Source organism: Ignavibacteriales bacterium, from assembly GCA_026390815.1.
Classification (GTDB): Bacteria; Bacteroidota; Ignavibacteria; order Ignavibacteriales; family SURF-24; genus JAPLFH01.
This window is the reverse complement of the sequence record JAPLFH010000048.1, coordinates 11816-32860: the sequence shown is the minus strand read 5'-3', so window position 1 is coordinate 32860 and position 21045 is coordinate 11816. Positions and strand designations below refer to the sequence as shown.

14 protein-coding genes are annotated in these 21045 nt (G+C 33.2%); 6 read left to right on the top strand and 8 right to left on the bottom strand.

Annotated elements, in window-relative coordinates:
• Window positions 1-4: 4 nt before the first annotated feature.
• From NTX22_15230 to bshB1, 8 genes are all read right to left on the bottom strand, one after another.
• On the bottom strand, window positions 5-259 hold the full coding sequence (locus tag NTX22_15230) for a type II toxin-antitoxin system RelE/ParE family toxin (GenBank protein ID MCX6151876.1): 255 nt from the start codon (window positions 257-259) through the stop codon (window positions 5-7).
• On the bottom strand, window positions 249-500 hold the full coding sequence (locus NTX22_15225) for a hypothetical protein (protein MCX6151875.1): 252 nt from the start codon (window positions 498-500) through the stop codon (window positions 249-251). The genes NTX22_15230 and NTX22_15225 overlap by 11 nt, the downstream gene beginning before the upstream one ends.
• Window positions 501-529: 29 nt before the next feature.
• Window positions 530-1702 carry a class I SAM-dependent rRNA methyltransferase gene (locus NTX22_15220; GenBank protein ID MCX6151874.1) on the bottom strand — a complete coding sequence of 391 codons (1173 nt, stop codon included), beginning with the start codon at window positions 1700-1702 and terminating at the stop codon, window positions 530-532.
• A 56-nt stretch (window positions 1703-1758) separates the two neighbouring features.
• A complete protein-coding gene (gene ppk2 / locus NTX22_15215) occupies window positions 1759-2652 on the bottom strand; it encodes a polyphosphate kinase 2 (protein MCX6151873.1) in 894 nt (297 codons plus the stop codon).
• A gap of 214 nt (window positions 2653-2866) precedes the next feature.
• Entirely contained in the window at window positions 2867-4129 is a 1263-nt protein-coding gene (locus NTX22_15210) for a class 1 isoprenoid biosynthesis enzyme (protein ID MCX6151872.1), read from the bottom strand.
• 439 nt (window positions 4130-4568) lie between these two features.
• On the bottom strand, window positions 4569-4955 hold the full coding sequence (locus NTX22_15205; GenBank protein ID MCX6151871.1) for a DUF302 domain-containing protein: 387 nt from the start codon (window positions 4953-4955) through the stop codon (window positions 4569-4571).
• A 47-nt stretch (window positions 4956-5002) separates the two neighbouring features.
• The gene (locus NTX22_15200) at window positions 5003-5848 is read right to left on the bottom strand and encodes an NAD(P)-dependent oxidoreductase (protein ID MCX6151870.1); all 846 of its coding nucleotides are present in this window, start codon (window positions 5846-5848) and stop codon (window positions 5003-5005) included.
• 12 nt (window positions 5849-5860) lie between these two features.
• The gene (gene bshB1, locus NTX22_15195) at window positions 5861-6592 is read right to left on the bottom strand and encodes a bacillithiol biosynthesis deacetylase BshB1 (protein MCX6151869.1); all 732 of its coding nucleotides are present in this window, start codon (window positions 6590-6592) and stop codon (window positions 5861-5863) included.
• A gap of 262 nt (window positions 6593-6854) precedes the next feature.
• Between bshB1 and NTX22_15190 the strand changes: the two genes are divergently transcribed.
• The 6 genes from NTX22_15190 (at window position 6855) to tssM (ending at window position 21035) form a co-directional block, all read left to right on the top strand.
• On the top strand, window positions 6855-12482 hold the full coding sequence (locus NTX22_15190) for a choice-of-anchor A family protein (GenBank protein MCX6151868.1): 5628 nt from the start codon (window positions 6855-6857) through the stop codon (window positions 12480-12482).
• A gap of 1007 nt (window positions 12483-13489) precedes the next feature.
• Window positions 13490-14728 carry an FHA domain-containing protein gene (locus NTX22_15185; GenBank protein ID MCX6151867.1) on the top strand — a complete coding sequence of 413 codons (1239 nt, stop codon included), beginning with the start codon at window positions 13490-13492 and terminating at the stop codon, window positions 14726-14728.
• A gap of 21 nt (window positions 14729-14749) precedes the next feature.
• Complete coding sequence (gene tssJ, locus NTX22_15180) at window positions 14750-15190, top strand: type VI secretion system lipoprotein TssJ (GenBank protein ID MCX6151866.1); 441 nt, start codon at window positions 14750-14752, stop codon at window positions 15188-15190.
• Window positions 15191-15258: 68 nt separating this feature from the next.
• A complete protein-coding gene (gene tssK, locus NTX22_15175) occupies window positions 15259-16608 on the top strand; it encodes a type VI secretion system baseplate subunit TssK (protein MCX6151865.1) in 1350 nt (449 codons plus the stop codon).
• Between the two features lie 144 nt (window positions 16609-16752).
• A complete protein-coding gene (gene icmH, locus NTX22_15170) occupies window positions 16753-17451 on the top strand; it encodes a type IVB secretion system protein IcmH/DotU (GenBank protein ID MCX6151864.1) in 699 nt (232 codons plus the stop codon).
• 44 nt (window positions 17452-17495) lie between these two features.
• Window positions 17496-21035: a type VI secretion system membrane subunit TssM gene (gene tssM, locus NTX22_15165; GenBank protein MCX6151863.1), complete on the top strand. Its 3540-nt coding sequence runs from the start codon at window positions 17496-17498 to the stop codon at window positions 21033-21035.
• Window positions 21036-21045: the final 10 nt, after the last annotated feature.

Here is a 21045-nt window from a genome sequence, read left to right as displayed (position 1 = left end):
GAATTTATTTATAAATATCTTTCCTGTGTTTTATCCTGTAAATCAAGACGGATTTCAGCTTATCATTTATTTCAAAAAGCACACGATAATTACCTGAACGAATACGATAACCTTCTTTATCTGTAAGTTTCTGAATACCAATTGGGCGCGGTTCTTCTTTAAGCTGATTGATGCGGGTTAGAATTTTGTTTAATTCAACATCGGGGAGAATATCCAGGTCTTTAATAGCTGACGGTTTAATTATTATTTTATAAGCCACGCTTTTTTAAATATTGTTCAATGGAAAAACTTTTGCCTCGTACTTTTTTTGCTTTTTCAAGATCGGAGATATCCTCAAGCAATTCTATGGTTTCACTTAAAGCTGGATTTTTCTTCATCTTTTCCCACTCGGTACGTTCTATTAAAATATGTTTCTTAGTTTTAGTAAGTGTCATTTCTTCTTTTTTATTTGTTAGGCATACTTCCTTTTGAAAACTACTAGCATTTTCTAAAACAATCAACTATATAAATTAGACTTTCTTTCACTAATTCATTCCAAAACTCTGAACACAGCAAACTTTAGATATACCGTTTCTTCCATTGCAGGATTTTGAGGATGGTCTAAGGAAGCATTATTAAAATAAACCAGTTGAATTGTTCTTCCAGCTTTTACCGCAGCAGTATTAATTATTTGAAGGAATTCATCTTTCGTTAAATGATAAGAGCAAGATGAAGAAACCAGGAATCCATTATTATTAACCGATTGAATTGCCAGGCGATTTAATTTCTCATATCCTTTCCGTGCTGTTGGTAAACTTTTTTTATTTTTTGCGAATGCCGGCGGATCAATAATTGCAACATCAAATTGCTTATTTGCAGCAATACATTTTTGTAAATAATCAAATACATCTGAAACAATAAATTCCGATTGAGCTGTAAAATTATTTAGTTCAAAATTTGTTTTAGCGCTTTCAATTTCTGTTGAAGAGCTATCCACAAATGTAATTTCGGAAGCTCCCGCATTGGCAGCATGCAATCCAAATCCTCCCGAATTGCAGAAAGCATCAAGAATTTTTTTTCCATTGCACAATCTTTGGATAAAAAATCTATTGTCTGATTGGTCGAAGTAGAAACCAGTCTTCTGCGATTTTTCAAAATCAATTTTATATTTAATTAATCCATCATCAACAATTTCTATTGATTTATTCCCAAAATAGATTTGATCATCTTCTGGTAGTCCTTCCAGTTTACGGAAGTATTCCTCGTTTTTAGTGAATATATTTTTTGCCTTTAATTCTTCTTTTAATATCTGGATGATCAATTCAATATTCTTTTCCATTCCGACAGAATGAACCTGAAGAACGAAAGTCTCATTAAATTTATCTATAATAAGTCCAGGCAAAAAATCACTTTCACCAAAAACCATACGGTATGAATTGCGGTTAAGATAGAATTGTTTTCTTAATTCGTTTGCCTGTAGAATTTTCTGTAGAAAAATTTTTCTTAAGTCTGATTCCTTATTTCGGGATAAAAGTCGTAAGGCAATAAGTGAGTTTTTATTATAAAAACCTTGCCCCAAATAATTTTTCTGGTTGTCATTAAGTTCAACTAAATCGCCTGATTGAACCTCACCATCAATTTCATTTATTTCATTGCTGAAAATCCAGAGATGTCCCTGGCGGATTCGTCGGTCTTCATTTTTCTTTAAAAAGATTTTTGTCATTTGCATTTGAAACCAAATGGATTAAACCGATTAGAAAATAATTGGAATAAATTTTATCAATATTTCTCAGGCACAAAAGTCTGATCCGAAATTGGTGGACGAACATAACCAGCTTCTTTTTGTCTTGGTGGCAATTTGATGATTTCATTTTGTATTTCTTTATATGGTATCAAACTTAATAAATGAGAAATGCAATTCAATCTTGCCCGCATTTTATCATCAGCATTTACTACATACCAGGGCGCTTGCTTAAAATCTGTAAAAGCAAACATCTCATCTTTTGCTTTGGAATATTCAACCCATTTTGCTCTGGACTGAAGATCCATTGGGCTAAGTTTCCATTGTTTTGTAGGGTCATTAATTCTTTTTTGAAATCTTTTCTCCTGTTCTTCATCGCTTACAGAAAACCAATATTTAATTAATATAATTCCTGCGCGCATAAGCATTCTTTCAAACTCAGGACAAGATCTTAAAAATTCCTGGTACTCCGCTTCTGTACAAAATCCCATAACGTGTTCTACACCAGCGCGATTATACCAGCTTCTATCTAATAAAACCATTTCCCCCGAAGCAGGAAGATGTTGAACATATCTTTGAAAATACCACTGGGTTTTTTCGCGGTCTGTTGGAGTTCCAAGCGCAACCACACGGCAAATACGGGGATTAAGAGATTGAGTTATACTTTTTATTGTGCCACCTTTTCCAGCCGCATCTCTGCCTTCAAAGATTACTACTATTTTCAATCCTTTTGTTTTTATCCATTCCTGCAATTTTACAAGTTCAATACTTAATTTAGCGTATTCTTTTTCATAAACCTTTTTTGAAAATTTATTTGATTCCTTTTTCTTAATGATTTTTGCCGGTTTATCCTTTTCAACTTTCTCCGCGGCAGAGTTATTTAAAATTTCAAGCTCTTTCTTGTTCTGCTTTTTTTTGTTTTTCTTTGTCATATTTGCTTCCTAAATGATTTATGTAATATTAATAAACGAATGTAAGGATAGTTTTTTAAACAGGAAAATGTTCGTAAGAATACCAACCTATTTTTTGCAAATTTATAGAAACTCATTATCAAATCATAACTTCAATTTCGGCAGGAAAGTCAAGCAAGTTCACCTTCAACTTTTATTGAACAGAAAAGGTGTTAACCTAACCCACTTAATTCTATTATAAACATTTTTCGGATAACTGTGTAAAGAGTTTTTGGTAGTATGGATATTTATCCTGCTCATTTTTCAAAAAGGAAAAACGGAACGGTGAGTAAGTTTCAATCTGCTTAAAATAATTTTTCGAATAATAAATGAATGAAAGTCCAATAGTTTCAGTCATCAGAATCTGATCACTCTTATTCATTAATCCTTTGATTGTGTTTAGGTGTTTTGGAATAATAGAATCACAATAGGAAATTATTTCATCACCAAAATTGTAAGTTTGGTTTGCATAAACATCTAAAGGATTTTTTTTTGCTGCCCGAGTAAAAATTGTTTTGAGCCCGCACTCAAGATCCTGCTTTACATCCTGCAAATCATCAACAAGTTGAAGGAAAGCACCGTAACCAAACATAAACAATCGTTGTGCATCATTTAAAGTTCCTGCTACAAGATAACCATCTGCAAGAACCGATGTGCCTCCCTTTTCAATGCTAATGTTCAATAGTTCGTCTTCGGAAAGATGAGTATCTGAATCCAGCAAAGCAAGGCTTTTCATTTGCGCTTTATGAATAGAAATCAAACTATCGTAAACATTTGGATAAAGATAGCGATCATATTGAATTTCTATCATTCCAATAAGTTCATAAATTTTTTGTTCGTGAAAATCAATTGGATCAAGTGCTTCGCCTGCCAACCTGTTTGAAAGTCGTTGATTGAAGTATATTTTATTTTCGCGTGTTATATCCGGGTCATCAATGTAATTATCGGTATAAGGGTAAAGCATACTATAAGCAAAAATCGATGGTGTCAACTCAACCCGCAGTCCAAGCATCAACTGAAGGCAATTCATTGTCCAAACATTACGGCAAGCCTGGAATATGTCTTTAGTACTTATTGAATGATCAAAACTTTTTGCCGTTTTAATAAATTGTCTGGTAACTTCTAAAAAATTATTCTTAAACAAAAGGCCAACCTGCTCATCTTCAAAATCAAATGTTGTACTTAAAAGTTTTTTAATAGCAGGATTTAGTGCCGACTTATTCAATAAGTCAATTTCATTATTCGAATTCTTTTTTATTTCCTTTTCTAAAAGTTTGAAAAAACGTTTTACTTGTCTTTCCCGTTTTAGTTTTCCTAATATTGAATAAGTAATTCCTATCTGCGGAGCTTTAACACTGCTTTGATACCACATTTTATTGAATTGCAAAACAGATTGCTGAACAATCCTTTCCATCGAATTACTTGTAACTATTTCGGTTTTCAAATCACTTTCAAACATCCAATACTCCTTTGATGAGTGGAGAACTGAGAACGATGAGTTTAGAATTCAAACGACAATTTAATTAACTATAAATTGCTTTAATAGCTCTAATGTTAAATTTTTTGTTATTTTTTTTCATTCTTCATTCTACATTCTACATTCTACATTCTTCACTCTTCACTCTTCACTCGTAGTTCTAAGTTCTTATTTCTTGTTGATTCTTTAGACGTTTAAAAAATTGGATTGATTTATAATTTTGTTAAAATTTTTGAGACTAATTCACATTAGAAATAAAATATGAGGCTAAATACTCTTTATGTGTGCATGCGATAACAGAAATTAGGAATATTATGATTCCTTAAATACTGGAATAAAATCAAGCTGAAAAAATCTTGTTGAACCCTTAATTTGTTTACTTAAAACAGAAAATTCATACCGATAAATGCGAGTTTAAAATCTACACTGCTTCTAAAACTTTTATAAGTTTCTCAGATACTTGAGAAGCAACAGATTCTAAACCAGGATTTTTTACTGCCTGCATAGAAACCAAAGGATTGACTGCTGAAACTTCAACTTTTCCATCTATAGTTTCCTGAACAATAATATTACAGGGAAGCAGAGTTCCGATTTTATCTTCTGCCATAATAGCCTGGTAAGCAAATGGCGGATTGCAGGCACCAAGTATTTTGTATTTTCTAAAATCAACATCAAGTTTTTTCTTCAATGTTTCTTTAACATCAATTTCAGTAAGCACACCAAAGCCTTCCTTTTTAAGCTCTTCGGTTACTTTTACAATTGCATCTTCAAAAGATAATTTTACAATTTTAGTGTTGTAATAATTCATAACTATTCTCCTTAAAATTAATTAAAAATATGATGCATCAAACTAACTTAGGATACAACAGCATTATATAAAGATGAATAATCTTTCTCGGATAATCCCATTTTAATTGCGTGTTCAAGTATTTTTTGGACTCCTTCCAAGCTACTGGTATTAATTTCCAATTTCTTAGCTTCATCAATAACTAAGTTCACATCCTTTAAGAGATGTTTGGTTGGAAAGTTTGTAGCATCAAAATTTCTTGTAAGCATATTATCAAGTTTCTTTTCAAAAGTAGGAGCCATCAGAGCGCTTCTTTTTAATATTCCCATAAAGAGTTCAACATCAATTTTTTCTTTCTGTACAATTCCAAGGCTTATAGAAAAAGAAGCGGTTAAAGAAGCAATTAGTTGGTTAAAAGCAAGTTTTAATGCAGAAGCTTTACCAACTTCACCGATGTAGATTGATTCTCCAAAAATCTGAAGAGTAGCAGAATGTTTTTCATACAATGCTTTAGTACTGCCAACCATAACAAATAATTTGCTTTCTTTAACCTGCTGTATACTACCTAAAACTGGCGCTTCAAGAAAATCTCCGCCAGATGTTATAACTTTTTTTGCAAATAATTTATTTTCTTCCGGTGAAACTGTGCTCATCTGAATAATTGTTTTTCCACCAAAGGATAAAATCGATTTTAATACATCCTCAATCGCTTTCCCATCTGCAAGCATTAAAAAGATAATATCCGCTTTTAGAATTACTTCAGCCGGAGTAGAACAAATTTGAGCCCCTTTTATTTTTAGATTACTAGTTTTTTCAATAGTCCTGTTGTAAACCAACAATTCATTACCAACCGAAAGAAGCTTTTCAGCCATTGGATTGCCCATTAAACCAGTACCAATAAATCCAGTTTTCACTTTTTACCTTTCTTATTTTGGATTTTTATTATGAAGCATATTGATTAAATCCAACTCAATATCTTCCTCGCAAAAAAATGGTTCACCATAAGTTTTACCAATTCTAAATCCATAAACCTGTGCTCTTGATTCTATGAACTTTAAAAAATTTGGCTGACTAATAAACGTTTCAGGTTCAACACTTTTAGGATTAAAAAATTGAGTTGAATAAGCTGTAATAGCTTGCATTTTATTTTCAAAAGTATCGCTGATATCAATAATAAAAGATGGATTAAAACGGTAGAAGTGCATAAAGTAAAAAAGTTTTTTCGGGCGATATGCTTCCTGCGGTTTTTCTTTTTCAAAAGTTTTTATTTTAGGAAGTCCACATGCAAAATAAGCACGCTTAACTAAATTACTTGTGTCCATATGGTCAGGATGGCGATCATTATAATAAGGAGCAAAAATTATTTTTGGTTTATATTTTCGAATTGCTTTTATCAGTTTCAGAACATTTTCATTATTTACCTGTATGTTGCCATCAGGCAGTCCAAAATTTTCTCTGAAAGCAACCTTTAGAATTCCTGCCGCAACGAATGCTTCCTTTTGTCTGGTTTCAGCATTACCACGGGTTCCCAACTCACCCTGAGTTAAATCAATAATTCCTATCTTCAAATTATTTTTAGATAGTTTTGCAATTGTTCCACCCATTGATATTTCAGCATCATCAGGATGGGCGCAAAAAACCAATACATCAATATTCATATTTTATCCAATTTTTTTCTATAAAAATAACAAAAAAAACTTCATTTCAAACATAATAACCTTCAGTTTCTTTACTAAAAAAGAACACGATTTAGCTGTCTTAACTTTTGAAAACAGCCTTTAATTGTCCCATTTTGCAACAGGTACGAATTAATAAAAGTTAGAAATTCTTCTGAATTTGCACAAAACAGCCTTGGTACGAGAACTGAGTTAATTCCAGCAAAATAAATAAATAATTTTTTTTTCAACAAAGGGACTCATTATGAAAAATCGACTTACAAATTTGATGGTGCTTTTCTCTATCATCTTTTTGTTTTTAGGTGTACAGGTTACATCTGCTTATGAACCTGTAGTTGGTGGAAACAAAAATGTTTCAACAAATTTTCCTACCAGGTTTAACAACTCTGGCAACCAGTTATTAGGTACAAGCACAGCTAAAGTAACCGGTACAGATCAGGTTAGTGATATAACTTTTACTAATCCTTATGATAATAGCAGCCTGCATGTTTACGCAGGTACTTTTGCTGGTACAATAAATGGTGTTTCAGCAAGTTTTTACTGTATTGATATTCAACATCATATTAAGTGGGACTCACCAAGTGATCCTAATCCTTATACTGATGCAGGTTTCACTCCTTCAGAAGTTACTTATATACTTAACAATTATTATCCATATAAGTCAGTTCCTTCTGGAGCAGATGTAAAAAAAGAAGCCGCAGCACTTCAGGTTGCTATTTGGCATTTTATGGACGGGGTAGATGCAAATACGGTTAATGACGCAGTTATAAAAGCAAGAGCTTTAGTAATTATTGCAGATGCAGTAGCAAATGCTGGTACAACTAAACCAGTTGAAACTTTACAAATATTACCTCCAAATCAAAACAACCTTGTAGGTAATGCAGCAAAATTTAACGCAGCTGCTTATGATGAAACCGGAGCTCCTGTTAACGCTTTAACAATCAATTTTACAGCTTCTACCGGATCATTAAGCACTTCATCTTTACAAACCGATGCTGCAGGAATGACTACATTAGTAAGCCTTGCAATGGGAAATAGTTTAACATCAGAAATTACTGCAACAGCTAACGCAATAATTCCTCAAGGTACACGTTATTTTCACATTGCGGCTCCTGATATTTATCAAAAATTAGTTTTAGCAACTCCAACAACAGTTACAAGAATAGTAAAAGGTAGCGCAAATTGGAATGAAGGAGATTGCGATTTAAAAGGTTATACAACTTATACCCAGGGTGGTTGGGGAAGCAAACCAAACAGTACACCTGGACATATAAGAGAACAATATTTTCCATCAGCTTTTCCAAATGGACTTGTTATTGGTGGAATTTATAAAATAACTCTAACAAGCTCATCAGCAGTACAAGGATTCATACCACAAGGTGGAACAGCGGATGCTTTAACTCAAAATTATAATAACCCAACTTCAAAGATTACTGTTCTTGCAGGACAATTAGTAGCATTAACATTAAGTGTAGAATTTGATAAGGTTGGTGCATTTGGAATAAAAAGCACTCACCTTGGCGACTTAGTTATAAGTTCCGGTACTCTTGCAGGTAAGACTGTAAATGAATTTTTAGCAATTGCAAATACAGCAATAGGCGGCGGAAGTCTTGGTGGTTATACGTTAAGTCAATTAAATGATGCTGCAACTGCAATGAACGAAAATTTTGATAATGGAACAGTTGATAAAGGATATTTGGCTTGCCCACCGGTAGTTTGCAAAAGCTCAATCGGCGATTTTGTATGGCACGATTTGAATTATGATGGAAAACAAGATGCAAACGAACCTGGCATCCAAGGCGTTCAAGTTGAATTAGTTAATAACAGCAATCAAGTTCTTCAAACTGTTACCACAGATGTAAATGGAAAATATTCATTTACAGATGTTGTAAACGGAACTTATACTGTACGGATTGCAGCAAGCAACTTTGTTTCTGGTGGTTTATTCTTCAATACTGATCAAACAAAATGGTACGCAAGTAAAAAAGATCAAGGCGATGATACGAAAGACAGTGATGGTGATCTTACTACACATTCTGCTTCAGTTACGGTAAATTGTTCAAATAATATTACAATTGATTTCGGATTTTATAAGACTTGCATCAGTATGGAAAAATCAGTTGCACCTACAACTGCCAAACCGGGTGATGTAGTTACCTATACATTTACAGTAAGCAATTGTGGCGATGTTGCACACGCAGGCGGCGCTGATTTATTTGATGCTTTATTAAATCCATCAGGTAATCATAGTATTAAACATTTTGATTTGATCAATCCTGGTCAAACTCAAACTTATACCCAAACCTATACAGTTACAGAAAACAACTGTGGTCAGTTGGTAAACACTGCAACCATAGAAGGTCATCCAAGCAATGGATCTGCATATGTAACATTCCAGAGCAGTGCTACATTAACTGTAAATTGCAAGAGTTCTTTAGGCGATAAAGTATGGAACGATGTTAATAAAAATGGAATTCAAGATAATAATGAAACTGGTGTTGGTGGTGTAACTGTTAAATTGCTTGATTGCAACGGAACAGTTCTAAAAACCACAACAACAGACAACAATGGTTTATATTTATTTAGTGATCTAACAGCTGGCAGCTACAAAGTACAAGTTGTATTACCAAACGGTTATGCATTTACATTAAAAGATGTTGGTAACGATGCACTTGACTCTGATGTTGAACTTACCGACGGAACAACAACCTGTATTACTTTACCAATTGCTACCAATGATTTAACCTGGGACGCTGGAATATACGTTCTACCTGCTCCTAAAGGTTCACTCGGTGATAGACTTTGGGAAGATAAAAACAAAAATGGCGTTCAGGATGAAGGTGAATTAGGAGTTCCTGGAGTATTAGTTAGTCTTTTTAATTGCAACAATGAATTATTAGCAGAAGCAACAACAGACAATAATGGTTTATATTTATTTAGTGATCTTGTCTCCGGTGATTACAAAATTCAATTTGTATTACCTACCGGATATTTATTTACACAGAAAGATGCTGGTATTAACGATGCAATTGATTCTGATGTTGACATCAACACTGGAATGACAGTATGCACAAATTTAGAAGCTGGTGAAAACGATTTAACCTGGGACGCTGGTATTTATAAGAAAGAAACTGGTTGTGTTACTAATTGGTCAGCTTTCTTTACAGTTGTAGGTGCCCAAAACAACTCTATGGCTGTTTGTTGGTTGAATTCTCAAGCGGCTTCAGTTACCGGACACGTTGATCTTACTCCAAATCCAAGTAGTGCAAGATTACAATTAGCCTGGAATATTGTTCAACCAAATGATGGCAGCGTTGATAACAGCACACATTATATTAACCAGGATATAACCGGCAGCACAGATTTTACTATCAATGGAATTTGGCCTGGTGTTAGATGTACTGATCAAATCGTAGAAATTCACTTTGGTGTAAATGTTCTTGATTGTAATGGAAATGTAATTCACAATGGAGAAGGGTTTGATTACTATTGGAATCCCAATGTATGCTCTGCCCCAGCTTGCGATAATGCAGATTTAGAATTAACAAAAACTGTAAGTGATGAAAACCCCAAAAATGGTGACAACATTACTTACACAATAACAGTAATTAATAAAGGTGCAAAGGATGCTGATAATGTTGAAGTAAAAGATGTTCTTCCTTCTGGTTTAGATTATATTAGTTCATCTTCTACAAACGGTTCTTATGATAACACAACTGGAAAATGGATTGTTGGTTCATTAGCAAATGGTGCTAGTGCAGTTTTAAGTATAACAGTAAAAGTTAACGTAAACCAGATGAACAACAGTAATTTCGATTTAGGTCTTGCAAAAGGTTACAATGTTTTTGTTCTTTATGATATTAACCAACCATCATCAGATACCGAAGGTAAGATGGCAGTTGGAAGAAGCGCTGAATTAGGTTGCTATAGTGTTGGTGATAAACTTACTAACTCCAATGGCGCAGAAGATGTTTTGATAGTTGGTGAAAATCTAACCTACCACAGTGGCGCTGTTTATAGTGGTAATGTGGTTTATGGAAGTTCATCTAACCTTCCAATTTATCTTGTTAGCATCAATAATGGCGATGTTCATCAAGGAAATCCAATTGATTTTGCAGCAGCCAGAACTTACCTGACTAATCTTTCTACTCAGCTTTCTGGTTATACAGTAAATGGTACAACCAAATTTGAGTGGGGTGGATTGTTCTTAAAGGGAACCGACCCATTCCTTAACGTCTTTAAAGTTTCTGGTGCTGAATTATCTTCAGCTAACAATTTTGAAATTGATGTACCAAACGGTTCTGTAGTTCTTGTTAATATCGATGGTGTTGATGTTTCCTGGACTGGTGGATTAGTAATATTTGGAACAGAAAAATCAAACGTCCTTTACAATTTCTATAACGCATCAACTCTTAGAATTCAGGGAATTGATGTTAGAGGCTCTATTCTTGCACCATTCGCAGCAGTAAACTTTGTATCTGGTGTTCAGAATGGTCAAATGATTGCAAAGAGTATTACAGGTCAAGGTCAGTTTAACAATACTCAATTCATTGGCAACATTCCTGTTGATCATATTACAAACGTTGCAGAAGTTTCTGCATCTTCCAAATACGATCCTGATTCTACTCCAAACAATGGCGTTGAATCAGAAGATGATTTTGGAAAAGCAGTCGTTCATATTACTTTCGATAATAATGGTCCAGTTGGAAACTCAGATCAGAATAACTGGAAATCGATGAATAACTTTAATTCTAACTCTGTTGTTTCCACACTTGCAAGTGATGCTGAAGGCAATTTGTTTGCTGGTGTAGTTGATGGATCAATCTTAAGTTCAAAAGATGGTGGCAACACTTGGAATAAAGTAAACAATATCAGTACAAAGTCAATCTGGTCTATTGCTAATAACGGAAATGAATTGTTAGCAGGAACAGAAACCGGGTTATATCGTTCATTAGATAAAGGAAATACCTGGGTATCTGCTGGCTTATCAATGCAAGATGTAAGAACAGTTACGTCTGATAATGAAGGCAGCTTGTTCGCATCAGTATGGGGCGCAGGCGTTTATTCTTCTAATGATAACGGAAAAACCTGGACTTCTATAAATGATGGTTTAACTAATCTTTCAGTTCAAAGTCTGCTTATTAACTCAAACTCCGATTTGTATGCGAGTACATTTGGTTCAGGAGTAGTTAAATTCAATAAAGCAAATAGCAAATGGAATGAATTGACAATTGGTTATGATTATGTATGGTCATTAACAAAAGATTCTAAAGGCGTTCTTTATGCCGGTACTTATGGTAATGGCTTATACCGTTCAGTTGATAATGGTGAAAACTGGATTAAGGTTAACAGCAGCTTAACTGCAAAATATATCTACTCAATGACGGTAGACGGTAATGATAACATTTATGCAAGCTCAGTTGCAAATGGTGTATTCGTTTCTAAAGATGGTGGCGAGAACTGGAAATCAATCGGAATGGATGGATACGGAATAAGCTCAATGATAGTAAATCCTATTTCCAATGATTTGTTTGTTGGAACAAAGAGTGGTAAAGTATTCAAGAGTGTTAACGGAACAACTTCTGTTGATAAGAATAACGAACTACCTTCGGAATTCAAGTTGAGCCAGAACTATCCAAACCCGTTCAATCCAAGTACAACAATTGAATTTTCAATTGCAATGAGAGGACAAGTTACATTATCAATTTACAATATGCTCGGTCAGACTGTTAGAACTTTAATCGATCAAGAACTTGAGCAAGGTAATTATAATGTTTCAGTTAATGCAAGTGAATTGGCAAGTGGTGTGTACATTTACAAACTCACCTCCCCATCGGTAAGCATTTCTAAAAAGATGATATTACAGAAGTAATCGGGCTTCGGGGGTCATCTTAGAAGCGGTTCCAGAAATGGAACCGCTTTTTTTTTGAATTGGTCGATTATAAAACTTTTTTTTTAATCCCAACTTCCATAAACAATAAATTTTGAATTATTCATTCATTTTTCCTGGAACCAAAATAATTCGAGATCTTTCTATTTAATATGGGTCGAAAGAGTTGTGTCATATTAATCTTGTTATTAATAAAGGAATAAACGACGATTCCAATAAATAATTTTAAAGCATTTATCCACTAATCAAGCAACCAACGGTCTGAATAATACAAACCATGTCTTCAATATACTTTCTAAATTATAACAGAAGTAAAGAAATTTAATTCCAATTGCATATGAAAATTTTTTTACTGTTTTTAGGATTCATTGTGACTAACAGCAAAAATTGGGGGAAATGAAAGAAGTATTTTTATTTTAGGTTTTAAGGATAACAAATTAAATTATTCTTGACAAAGCAAATATTTTTTTTTAATATGAACGTATGAAGAGGTCTCATTTTCATCATTGTTATCACTTTAAAACCGGAGAATATAGTTATAGTCTTGTATATACGAATAAGCTATATTTTAATATGAAATTATTTGTCGACCTTTTCAATAAAAAAGCTGCTTAACACAAAAAATGAATAAAAATTTTTACCACCAGTTATTTCCTTCGTTTAATAAAATTTATTGGATTATTAAAAAGCAGAATCCGGTGGTAACATTTAAATCTATATTCTTAAATAATTTGGGTGTTTTGTATGACCGGACAGACTACTAATGAATTTTTTAGATGCACATAAGATGTAAATTGACTAGGTACTTTCATTTAGGAACAAGAATTTTATAAACATAGAACTCTATAAAATATCACTTATTAAACAAATTTATACTTAGCTATTTGAACAAGTAAGAAAATAAGTGAATAAACAAAATGTGAGTCACTGAACGAAGTTGCGTCCAGTTAAATTATTTTCCTCTAATCTAAATTCAAACATATCAAAGAATGAAATTAAAACTATTTATTAAAAAACAATCCGATCCTTCTTATTCAAAAGAATTGGATTTTACCCGATTTCCAATTTTTTTAGGCAGAGATGAAAGTAACGATATTGCCTTGCCAGATGCTTTTAAAATTATTTCTAGAAAGCATGCGCGGATTATTGATACTGAAGGTATACTTCAATTAATCGATCTCGAATCTGCAAATTTTACTTATCTGAACGAACAAAAAATTGAAGCAGGAGAAGAAAATCCTTTAAAATCTGGTGACAAAATAAAAATTGGAGATTATGAACTTGAAACTCTGCTTTTAATTGATCAAGAGGAAAAGAAAATAATAATTGATGACAATCAAAAAACGATGGTGTTCTCAAGTCCATACGCTGATGAGATGAACAATATAGTTGAAAGCTTGGGAAAAATAGCAGAAAAATATTCGTTAGAAAAATCTCAGGTAAAATCAGATGCATTAAGATTCTCTGTACTGCAATCTCTTAATAGGATTGAAGCAAATGATGTTAATAAAATTTTAGCAGAATTTTTTGTTGAAAAATTTTTGGGAAAGGAATATCACCCATTTGAGAAAAAAGGGTACGATCCTAACAAAAAAGAAATTGTTGATGAGCCTGAATTAAATAAATCGCAATCTTTCAAGCAAACGATAGAACCAATGGTGAATCCGAACGAACCGTTTTCCCAGGATTATTCTCTTAGTTCCCATTTTACAAACATTTTAGATATCTTACTCGATACTTTTTCAAAACTAATCCAAGGCTTTCTTCATTTCAGGCAGGAATTTTTTGGGGTAACAGTTTTTTATACATTGCCAACTGGTTCTTTAAAGGAGTTAAAAGAATTTTTATTTAATCCTGCGGTTTCTGCCGAAGAAGAAAAAAAGAGGATCTTTTTGCTAAAAGAAGAAGCACAAAAATTACTCGCACATCAAATAGGTCTCCTGGAAGGTTATATGAATTCGGTTACAGAAGGCAGCAAATCACTTTTACAAAGTTTAAATCCTGAGCTAATTGAAGCTGAGATGGAAAATAAAATTAAAAAAACTCCAGGTTTAGATTTTGGAAAAATGTTACCTGGCTCTAAAAAAGCAAAAATATTGGAGAGCATTAAGGAAAATTATAAAAAGTATATATCTGATCCTTATCATATAGAAAAGAAGTTTTTTAGACCATCTTTTATGAAAGGATATCAGAAAAGAATTTCAGGTAAATCTCAAAATGAATTTTAATAATTTAAAACTGGAAGCGGTATGAAAAAATTATTTTTACTACTCCCCTTTCTTGTTACTTCGTTTGTATTATCCGGATGCGGCGGAGTGCAAACAGTTAAAATCAATTTAAAATGCGATGATGATTGCAATAATAATAATGCAATTGTTATTAGAATTTATCAATTAAAAAATGCTGATAAATTCAGGAACGCCAGCTTTGAATCATTAATTAGAAGTCCAGAGGAAATTTTAGCTGATGACTTAATTCCAAACTCCAAATTTGAAAAAACATTGGTACCAGGAGAATCTGTACAATCAAAAGAGATTGAAATTAAAAAAGATGCGGCTTACCTTGGTGTTGTTGGTGATTTCTTTTCGCCTGCTAAAGATGGTTGGCTTCAAATTATATCTTTGGATTCTGGGAATGACAAATTTGAAATAGTAGTTCACGAAAATTCTTTATCGTATAAAAATGAATAATCAATTTGGGGTTATTCAGAATCCAACAAAATAACAATTTGAATTATTAATACCAGGATAATAAATTAATGAAATTACAGAAGGTTATCTGGTTCGAAGGAATGAAATTAGATCCGCATCATTTTCAACAGGCGGATAGATACAATCAATATTACACAAATACAAAACTTGGGTACTTAAATCCAAATTATTGGGGCTTTAAAGAAATTCAAATTGATTTGGCAGCACTGTCCGGTGGTTCATTTGGGCTTGTTGCATGCAGTGGAATAATGCCCGACGGGTTAGTATTTGATATTCCGAACAACGATCCAGTACCAAAAAGCAGGAGCTTTGCTGATTCCTTCTCAGCTACTTCGGAAAAATTAGATGTCTATTTGACAATTCCCATAGAAAAATTAACTGGAAATAACTGCCAGTTATCAGAATCTGCAAACTCCCAAAGTTCACGCTTCATATTGCAGAACATGGAATTACTTGATTATAATACCGGCGTAAATATGCGCACAGTTGGAGTTGTTAAACCAAATTTCCAATTCAAATTTGGCGAAGAATCATTAGATGATTTTAGTGTAATAAAAATTGGTGAAATAGTAAGGAGTTCTGATGGTAAATTTAATATGGATGCAAATTATATCGCTCCGGTAATTTCAATTACTGCATCAGAAGTTTTGCAAAGTTTTATCAGAGAAATTTTAGGCGCTTTGGTTTCCAAAAGTAAAGAATTGCGGAGCCAGGCAAGTATTCAGAAACCTGAATTGTCTTTAACTCAGGTAGAAATATTATTAATGCTTCTTTCGGTTAATACTTACATTCCTTTACTAAATTATTATCATTCTTCGCGTCATATTCATCCGGAAAATCTTTATACATTATTTTTAAATCTTGCTGGTCAGCTTTCCACATATTCAAATTTAGGATTGAAGACCGGGGAATTTCCAATGTATGATCATAATCATTTAACTGAGGTTTTTAAACTTTTGATTGATGAGATTAATGCAATGTTAAATGTTCAGAAAACTGTTTCCAGACGTGATGTAATTATTCCTTTAAGAAAACAGGCAGATACTTTATTTGTTGGACAGCTATCGCCTATTCAAATGAATGCTCAATTTTTCCTAACCGTGCAAGGTGAAATGTCAGAAAAGAAAATAATTTCCGAGTTATCAAAAAATATTAAGATATCCTCGTACGAAGAAATTTTTGCTGTTCATCAGGCTGGTATTCAGGGTGTATCAATTGAGTATGTAGCGCGTCCACCGGCTGGGATTTCCATAAATGAAAAAGCGCATTACTTTAAAATCAATAAGGAAGGTAGATTCTGGGATAAAATTATTGCCAAAAATAATATCGCCTTCTTTATTGCAGCGGAATTTAAATCTCTGCAAATGGAGTTAGTTCTGCTAATGCCTGGGGGATAATTTTTTTTCATATTCCACATATTCATAGTCCAAGAAAAATTGTTCAATTGTTATTTATGATGAGACGATTAAGCAATCAAACTTTACAACGATATCTAAATCCAATAATTTTTAATTTTTTTCCTTATTTACAGGATTGAAAAAATGAATTCAGTTCAGCAAGTACAATCAAGCCAAAAACGCAAACCTCTTTCAGACGTAGCTTCTGATTGTTTGATTCTTATTCTTCAATTGAGAGCAACAAATAATTATGGTAATGCAAATTCCATCAAAACAAAAGTAACTGAAATGTTTGATGACTTTGAACGAAATGGAAGAAGCTCCGGATACGAAAATGAAAAAATACAGCAGGCTAAATTTGCATTGGTTGCCTTACTTGATGAAACAATAATCAGTTCTTCCTGGGACCAAAAGAGCGAATGGCTATCTGAACCACTTCAATTAAAACTTTTTGATACTTTTAATGCAGGTGAAGAATTTTTTAATAATATAAATTCGCTTAGACAAAGAACTACTGGCAACAAAGATGTCTTAGAAATTTACTACCTCTGCCTGGTTCTTGGCTTTAAGGGAAAGTACCAGCTTCAATCTCCAGAAAATTTGAGACGGGTAATAAATGATTTGAATATAGAACTTCATCCGGATATGTATAACGCCATTGATACAATTTCCCCAAATGGAAAAGCAAAAGATGATGTAATTCAATATGCTAAAGGAGGTTTACCACTTTGGGTGTATCCGGTTGGTGCTATCGTAATCTCAACAATATTTTATGCGATAATGGCAATGTCTGTTTCTGGTAAAGCTGATAGTGTTGTGCAAATATTAAATAAGCTGCTTTAAACTAGTCATCAATTTTTTAATAACCTCAAAAACAATTATAAATAATGGACAGCATCATTAAAATCCTTAGAAGCCGAAATGTAATAGTTGCATTGGTAATTATTCTTTTATTGGCAATAGCATATTTTGGCGGTTCAATTTTTGGAATGTCAATGGTATTCCGGATAGGAATCGGAATATTCTTCATTATGGTTGTAATAATATTTTTGTTGTACAATCGAATGAAGGAAGTTCAAAAAGCTGGAAAGATTGAGCAATCAATAAATGCTTCAGCAGATGCAAATATGCAGAACTTAAGTCCTGAAAAAAAAGCCGAGATAGAGCAGTTTAAAAAACAGTTAGAAGCGGCAATAACCTCGTTAAAGAATTCAAAAATCGGGAAAGGTAAAACTGGCAAAGCTGCATTATACGCCCTACCCTGGTATATGATTATTGGTCCATCTGCTGCCGGTAAAACAACAGCTATACAAAACTCCGGTCTGGAATTTCCATTTGGCAAAGAAGGATTTAGAGGTGTAGGTGGTACAAGAAATTGTGATTGGTTTTTTTCTACTAAAGGAATTTTTCTTGATACTGCCGGCAGATATATTTCACAAACAGAAGACCGATCTGAATGGCTTGCATTTTTAGATGTATTAAAAAAGAATAGACGCAAAAAACCCATCAACGGTGTAATAATTGCTCTTAATGTTGATGAAATAATTAATGCTGATAAGGAACAGCTTAATGAACATGCATCCAATATGCGGCAGAGAATAGATGAACTAATCCAAAACCTGGGAGTAAATTTTCCAGTTTATTTTATCTTTACCAAGTGCGATTTAATTCAGGGATTTGTGGAATATTTCGGAGACTTTAGTGAGATAGAACGCTCACAAATTTGGGGTGCTACTTTTCCTAGTGAACAACTAAACCAAAATGTAAAAGATTTATTTGAAATTGAGTTTAATAAACTTACGGAAAAACTTTTTGAAATTCGAACAATCCGGCTGAGCGGACCTTTGAAAAGAGAACAGCGTCGCAAAGTTTTTTTATTCCCTTTCCAATATAAATCCCTTCAACAAAAGTTAACTCACCTGATTAGTGAAGTTTTTCAGCATAATCCGTATCAGGATAATCCAATATTCCGTGGATTTTATTTTACCAGCGGTACTCAGGAAGGTGTTCCATTAGATCTTGCAATAAAACAAATTGCTAAACAATTTAATCTTCCTGAACCAACAAAAGAATCCACAGAAGATGCGGAAGAAATTGTTGAAACAAAAAATTATTTCATAAAAGATTTATTGAATGATGTTGTAATCGGTGACCAAAATTACATTGCAGGACAAACTTCCGGCTTTACTAAAAAATTGAACACATTAAAGCTAGTAGTTGTAATATCTTCCATCTTGTTTCTTTCACTGTTTAGTTTGTTCACATATGTTGGATTTAGTGGCAGCACTAATGCCTTGGATAAAATTTCCAGCACAGCAAATACCTTTAAATCTATTAATTGGAATGGAAATCTCTTAACTAATTTTAAGGAAACAGAAAATCTACGGTCAACCATTGAAAACATAGAAAATGGAAATGCGGTTGAATCATTTGTAAGCTTTGGAATGGATAGGAGTGATAGAACTAAAAAATTGTTAGAGAACTTATATATAACTAAAACAGAATATTTCTTTAATGAAAATATTTTTAAAGAGATTGAAAGAGTACTTAATATTTTTGCTAATGGTCAGGATTACTCAGGTGAGGATATTTACAATTATTTGAAAGCATATATGCTGCTTGGCAATGAACGTATAAAATTAGATACAACTGAACATAAGTTTTTAGTTAATGTATTCTCAAAAATTTTAGAATCACACTATATAAATCCAAATACACTTGCTTCATCAACAGACAAAGATTCATTAAAACATCTTTTCAGAAATTACATTTCATTCATTGTTAAAAGACTTAATGATAAAGCTGTTTATCCCGAAAGGAATGATAATGTATTGATAAGCTTAGTAAGAAGCAGAATTCAATATCAACCAAATGCAGAAAATTTATATGCCCGGTTAAAGCAGAAAGGTACAAACCAATTTTCTAATGATCTTACACTTGAGCAAGTAATCGGTGGAAGATTTTCCAGTTTGATGAAGACCGATTTAAAAATACCACATATTTTTACTGCCGATGGCTGGAAGAATTATATGCAGGAAGCAATCATAAATGAAAGTAAGAATCCAGGGCAGGAAGATTGGGTAATGGGAGATCAACAGATAAAACCAACAAAAGAACTTAACAGCGAAGATGTTAGAAATGAATTATTGTTAATGTACTTGAACGATTATAAACAAGCCTGGGTTCAATTTCTTCAAAGTATCCAGTTCGGCGATTTTGAATCTGTTCCTTTGGCTGCAAATAGTTTAAAGATATTAAGTGACCCAGTGGGATCTCCGCTAGTATTAATTTTAAAAACTTTTGCTACTCAATTACAGGTAATTGTAGATATTCAATCTCCGCAGGATACAACTCAAAACAAAAAAAATTCAGCAAATTCAGGTTCAACAAATCCCAATCTTGCAGAAATTAATAAATACAGAAAATTAATTTTAGCTCCGGATGGTTCTGCCAGCAATGATTTGAATGCAATTATTGCTCAATATGGTAATATCGGTGGAGTAATTGAATCGATTAAAGATGCGCAGGATTTAACCAAAGATTATGCTGTTAAAGTATTAAGCCAGCGCGCTGTGGAATTACCTACTGCGCTTCAATCAATTAAAGGTGCGTTATTTAGTACACCAGCGCTCCAGGGACTTTTTACCGATCCGGTTAAACTTACCTGGCGGGCTATACTTTCGGATGCTTCGCTTTATATTAATGAGCAGTGGAAAACAAAAGTTTATGATGTGTTTAACAAAACTATGGCTAACTCATTTCCATTTAAAAAATCTAACAATGATGTTCCAATTCAGGATTTCAAAGATTTCTTTAAACCTCAGGGCGGCATACTTTGGAGTTTTTTCAATGATGAATTAAGCTCATTCATAAATAAAGAAAGATGGAAAGTTAATTTGTGGGAAAACGAAGGAATAAATATTTCCAATGAATTGTTAGCTGCCTATAAAAGAGCGGATGATATAAGCGCCACATTATTTAAAAGCGGTGATTTAAATATTTCGTTCAAATTAAAACCGCAGCTTCCTGATTCTAAACCAATCGTTACTCCTAAGCCGGTTGTTGAACAAGTTTATCTTAATCTTGATAACGTTGAGAATTATTATAAAATGGGTGCTTCTTTCTGGACAGATTATTCCTGGCCCGGAAGCAAAGGAACTCCAACGGCTAAAATGAATATATCAATCCGCGGTTATGGAACAAGTGATTCAAAAGCCTATGATGGAGAATGGTCTTTGTTCAGGTTGCTGAATGAAGCTTCAGCATCTATTGGAGAATCATCCTCCCAGTATATTTTTAACTGGTTCTTTAGAAAAGAGAATTCTTACGATGTTGTTGTTACCTACTTATTAAATGCGGGAAGTTCAAGAAATCCTTTTTCTGCAAGTTTCTTTAAATCTTTTAATCTGCCGTATAAAATTGATTGACAATCGGTTG

Bases quoted from the DNA above. Each gene is read 5' to 3' on its own strand.
- NTX22_15220 (MCX6151874.1), bottom strand. From the start codon at position 1,702: ATGACAAAAATCTTTTTAAAGAAAAATGAAGACCGACGAATCCGCCAG.
- ppk2 (MCX6151873.1), bottom strand. From the start codon at position 2,652: ATGACAAAGAAAAACAAAAAAAAGCAGAACAAGAAAGAGCTTGAAATT.
- NTX22_15210 (MCX6151872.1), bottom strand. From the start codon at position 4,129: ATGTTTGAAAGTGATTTGAAAACCGAAATAGTTACAAGTAATTCGATG.
- NTX22_15205 (MCX6151871.1), bottom strand. From the start codon at position 4,955: ATGAATTATTACAACACTAAAATTGTAAAATTATCTTTTGAAGATGCA.
- bshB1 (MCX6151869.1), bottom strand. From the start codon at position 6,592: ATGAATATTGATGTATTGGTTTTTTGCGCCCATCCTGATGATGCTGAA.
- NTX22_15190 (MCX6151868.1), top strand. From the start codon at position 6,855: ATGAAAAATCGACTTACAAATTTGATGGTGCTTTTCTCTATCATCTTT.
- NTX22_15185 (MCX6151867.1), top strand. From the start codon at position 13,490: ATGAAATTAAAACTATTTATTAAAAAACAATCCGATCCTTCTTATTCA.
- tssJ (MCX6151866.1), top strand. From the start codon at position 14,750: ATGAAAAAATTATTTTTACTACTCCCCTTTCTTGTTACTTCGTTTGTA.
- tssK (MCX6151865.1), top strand. From the start codon at position 15,259: ATGAAATTACAGAAGGTTATCTGGTTCGAAGGAATGAAATTAGATCCG.
- icmH (MCX6151864.1), top strand. From the start codon at position 16,753: ATGAATTCAGTTCAGCAAGTACAATCAAGCCAAAAACGCAAACCTCTT.
- tssM (MCX6151863.1), top strand. From the start codon at position 17,496: ATGGACAGCATCATTAAAATCCTTAGAAGCCGAAATGTAATAGTTGCA.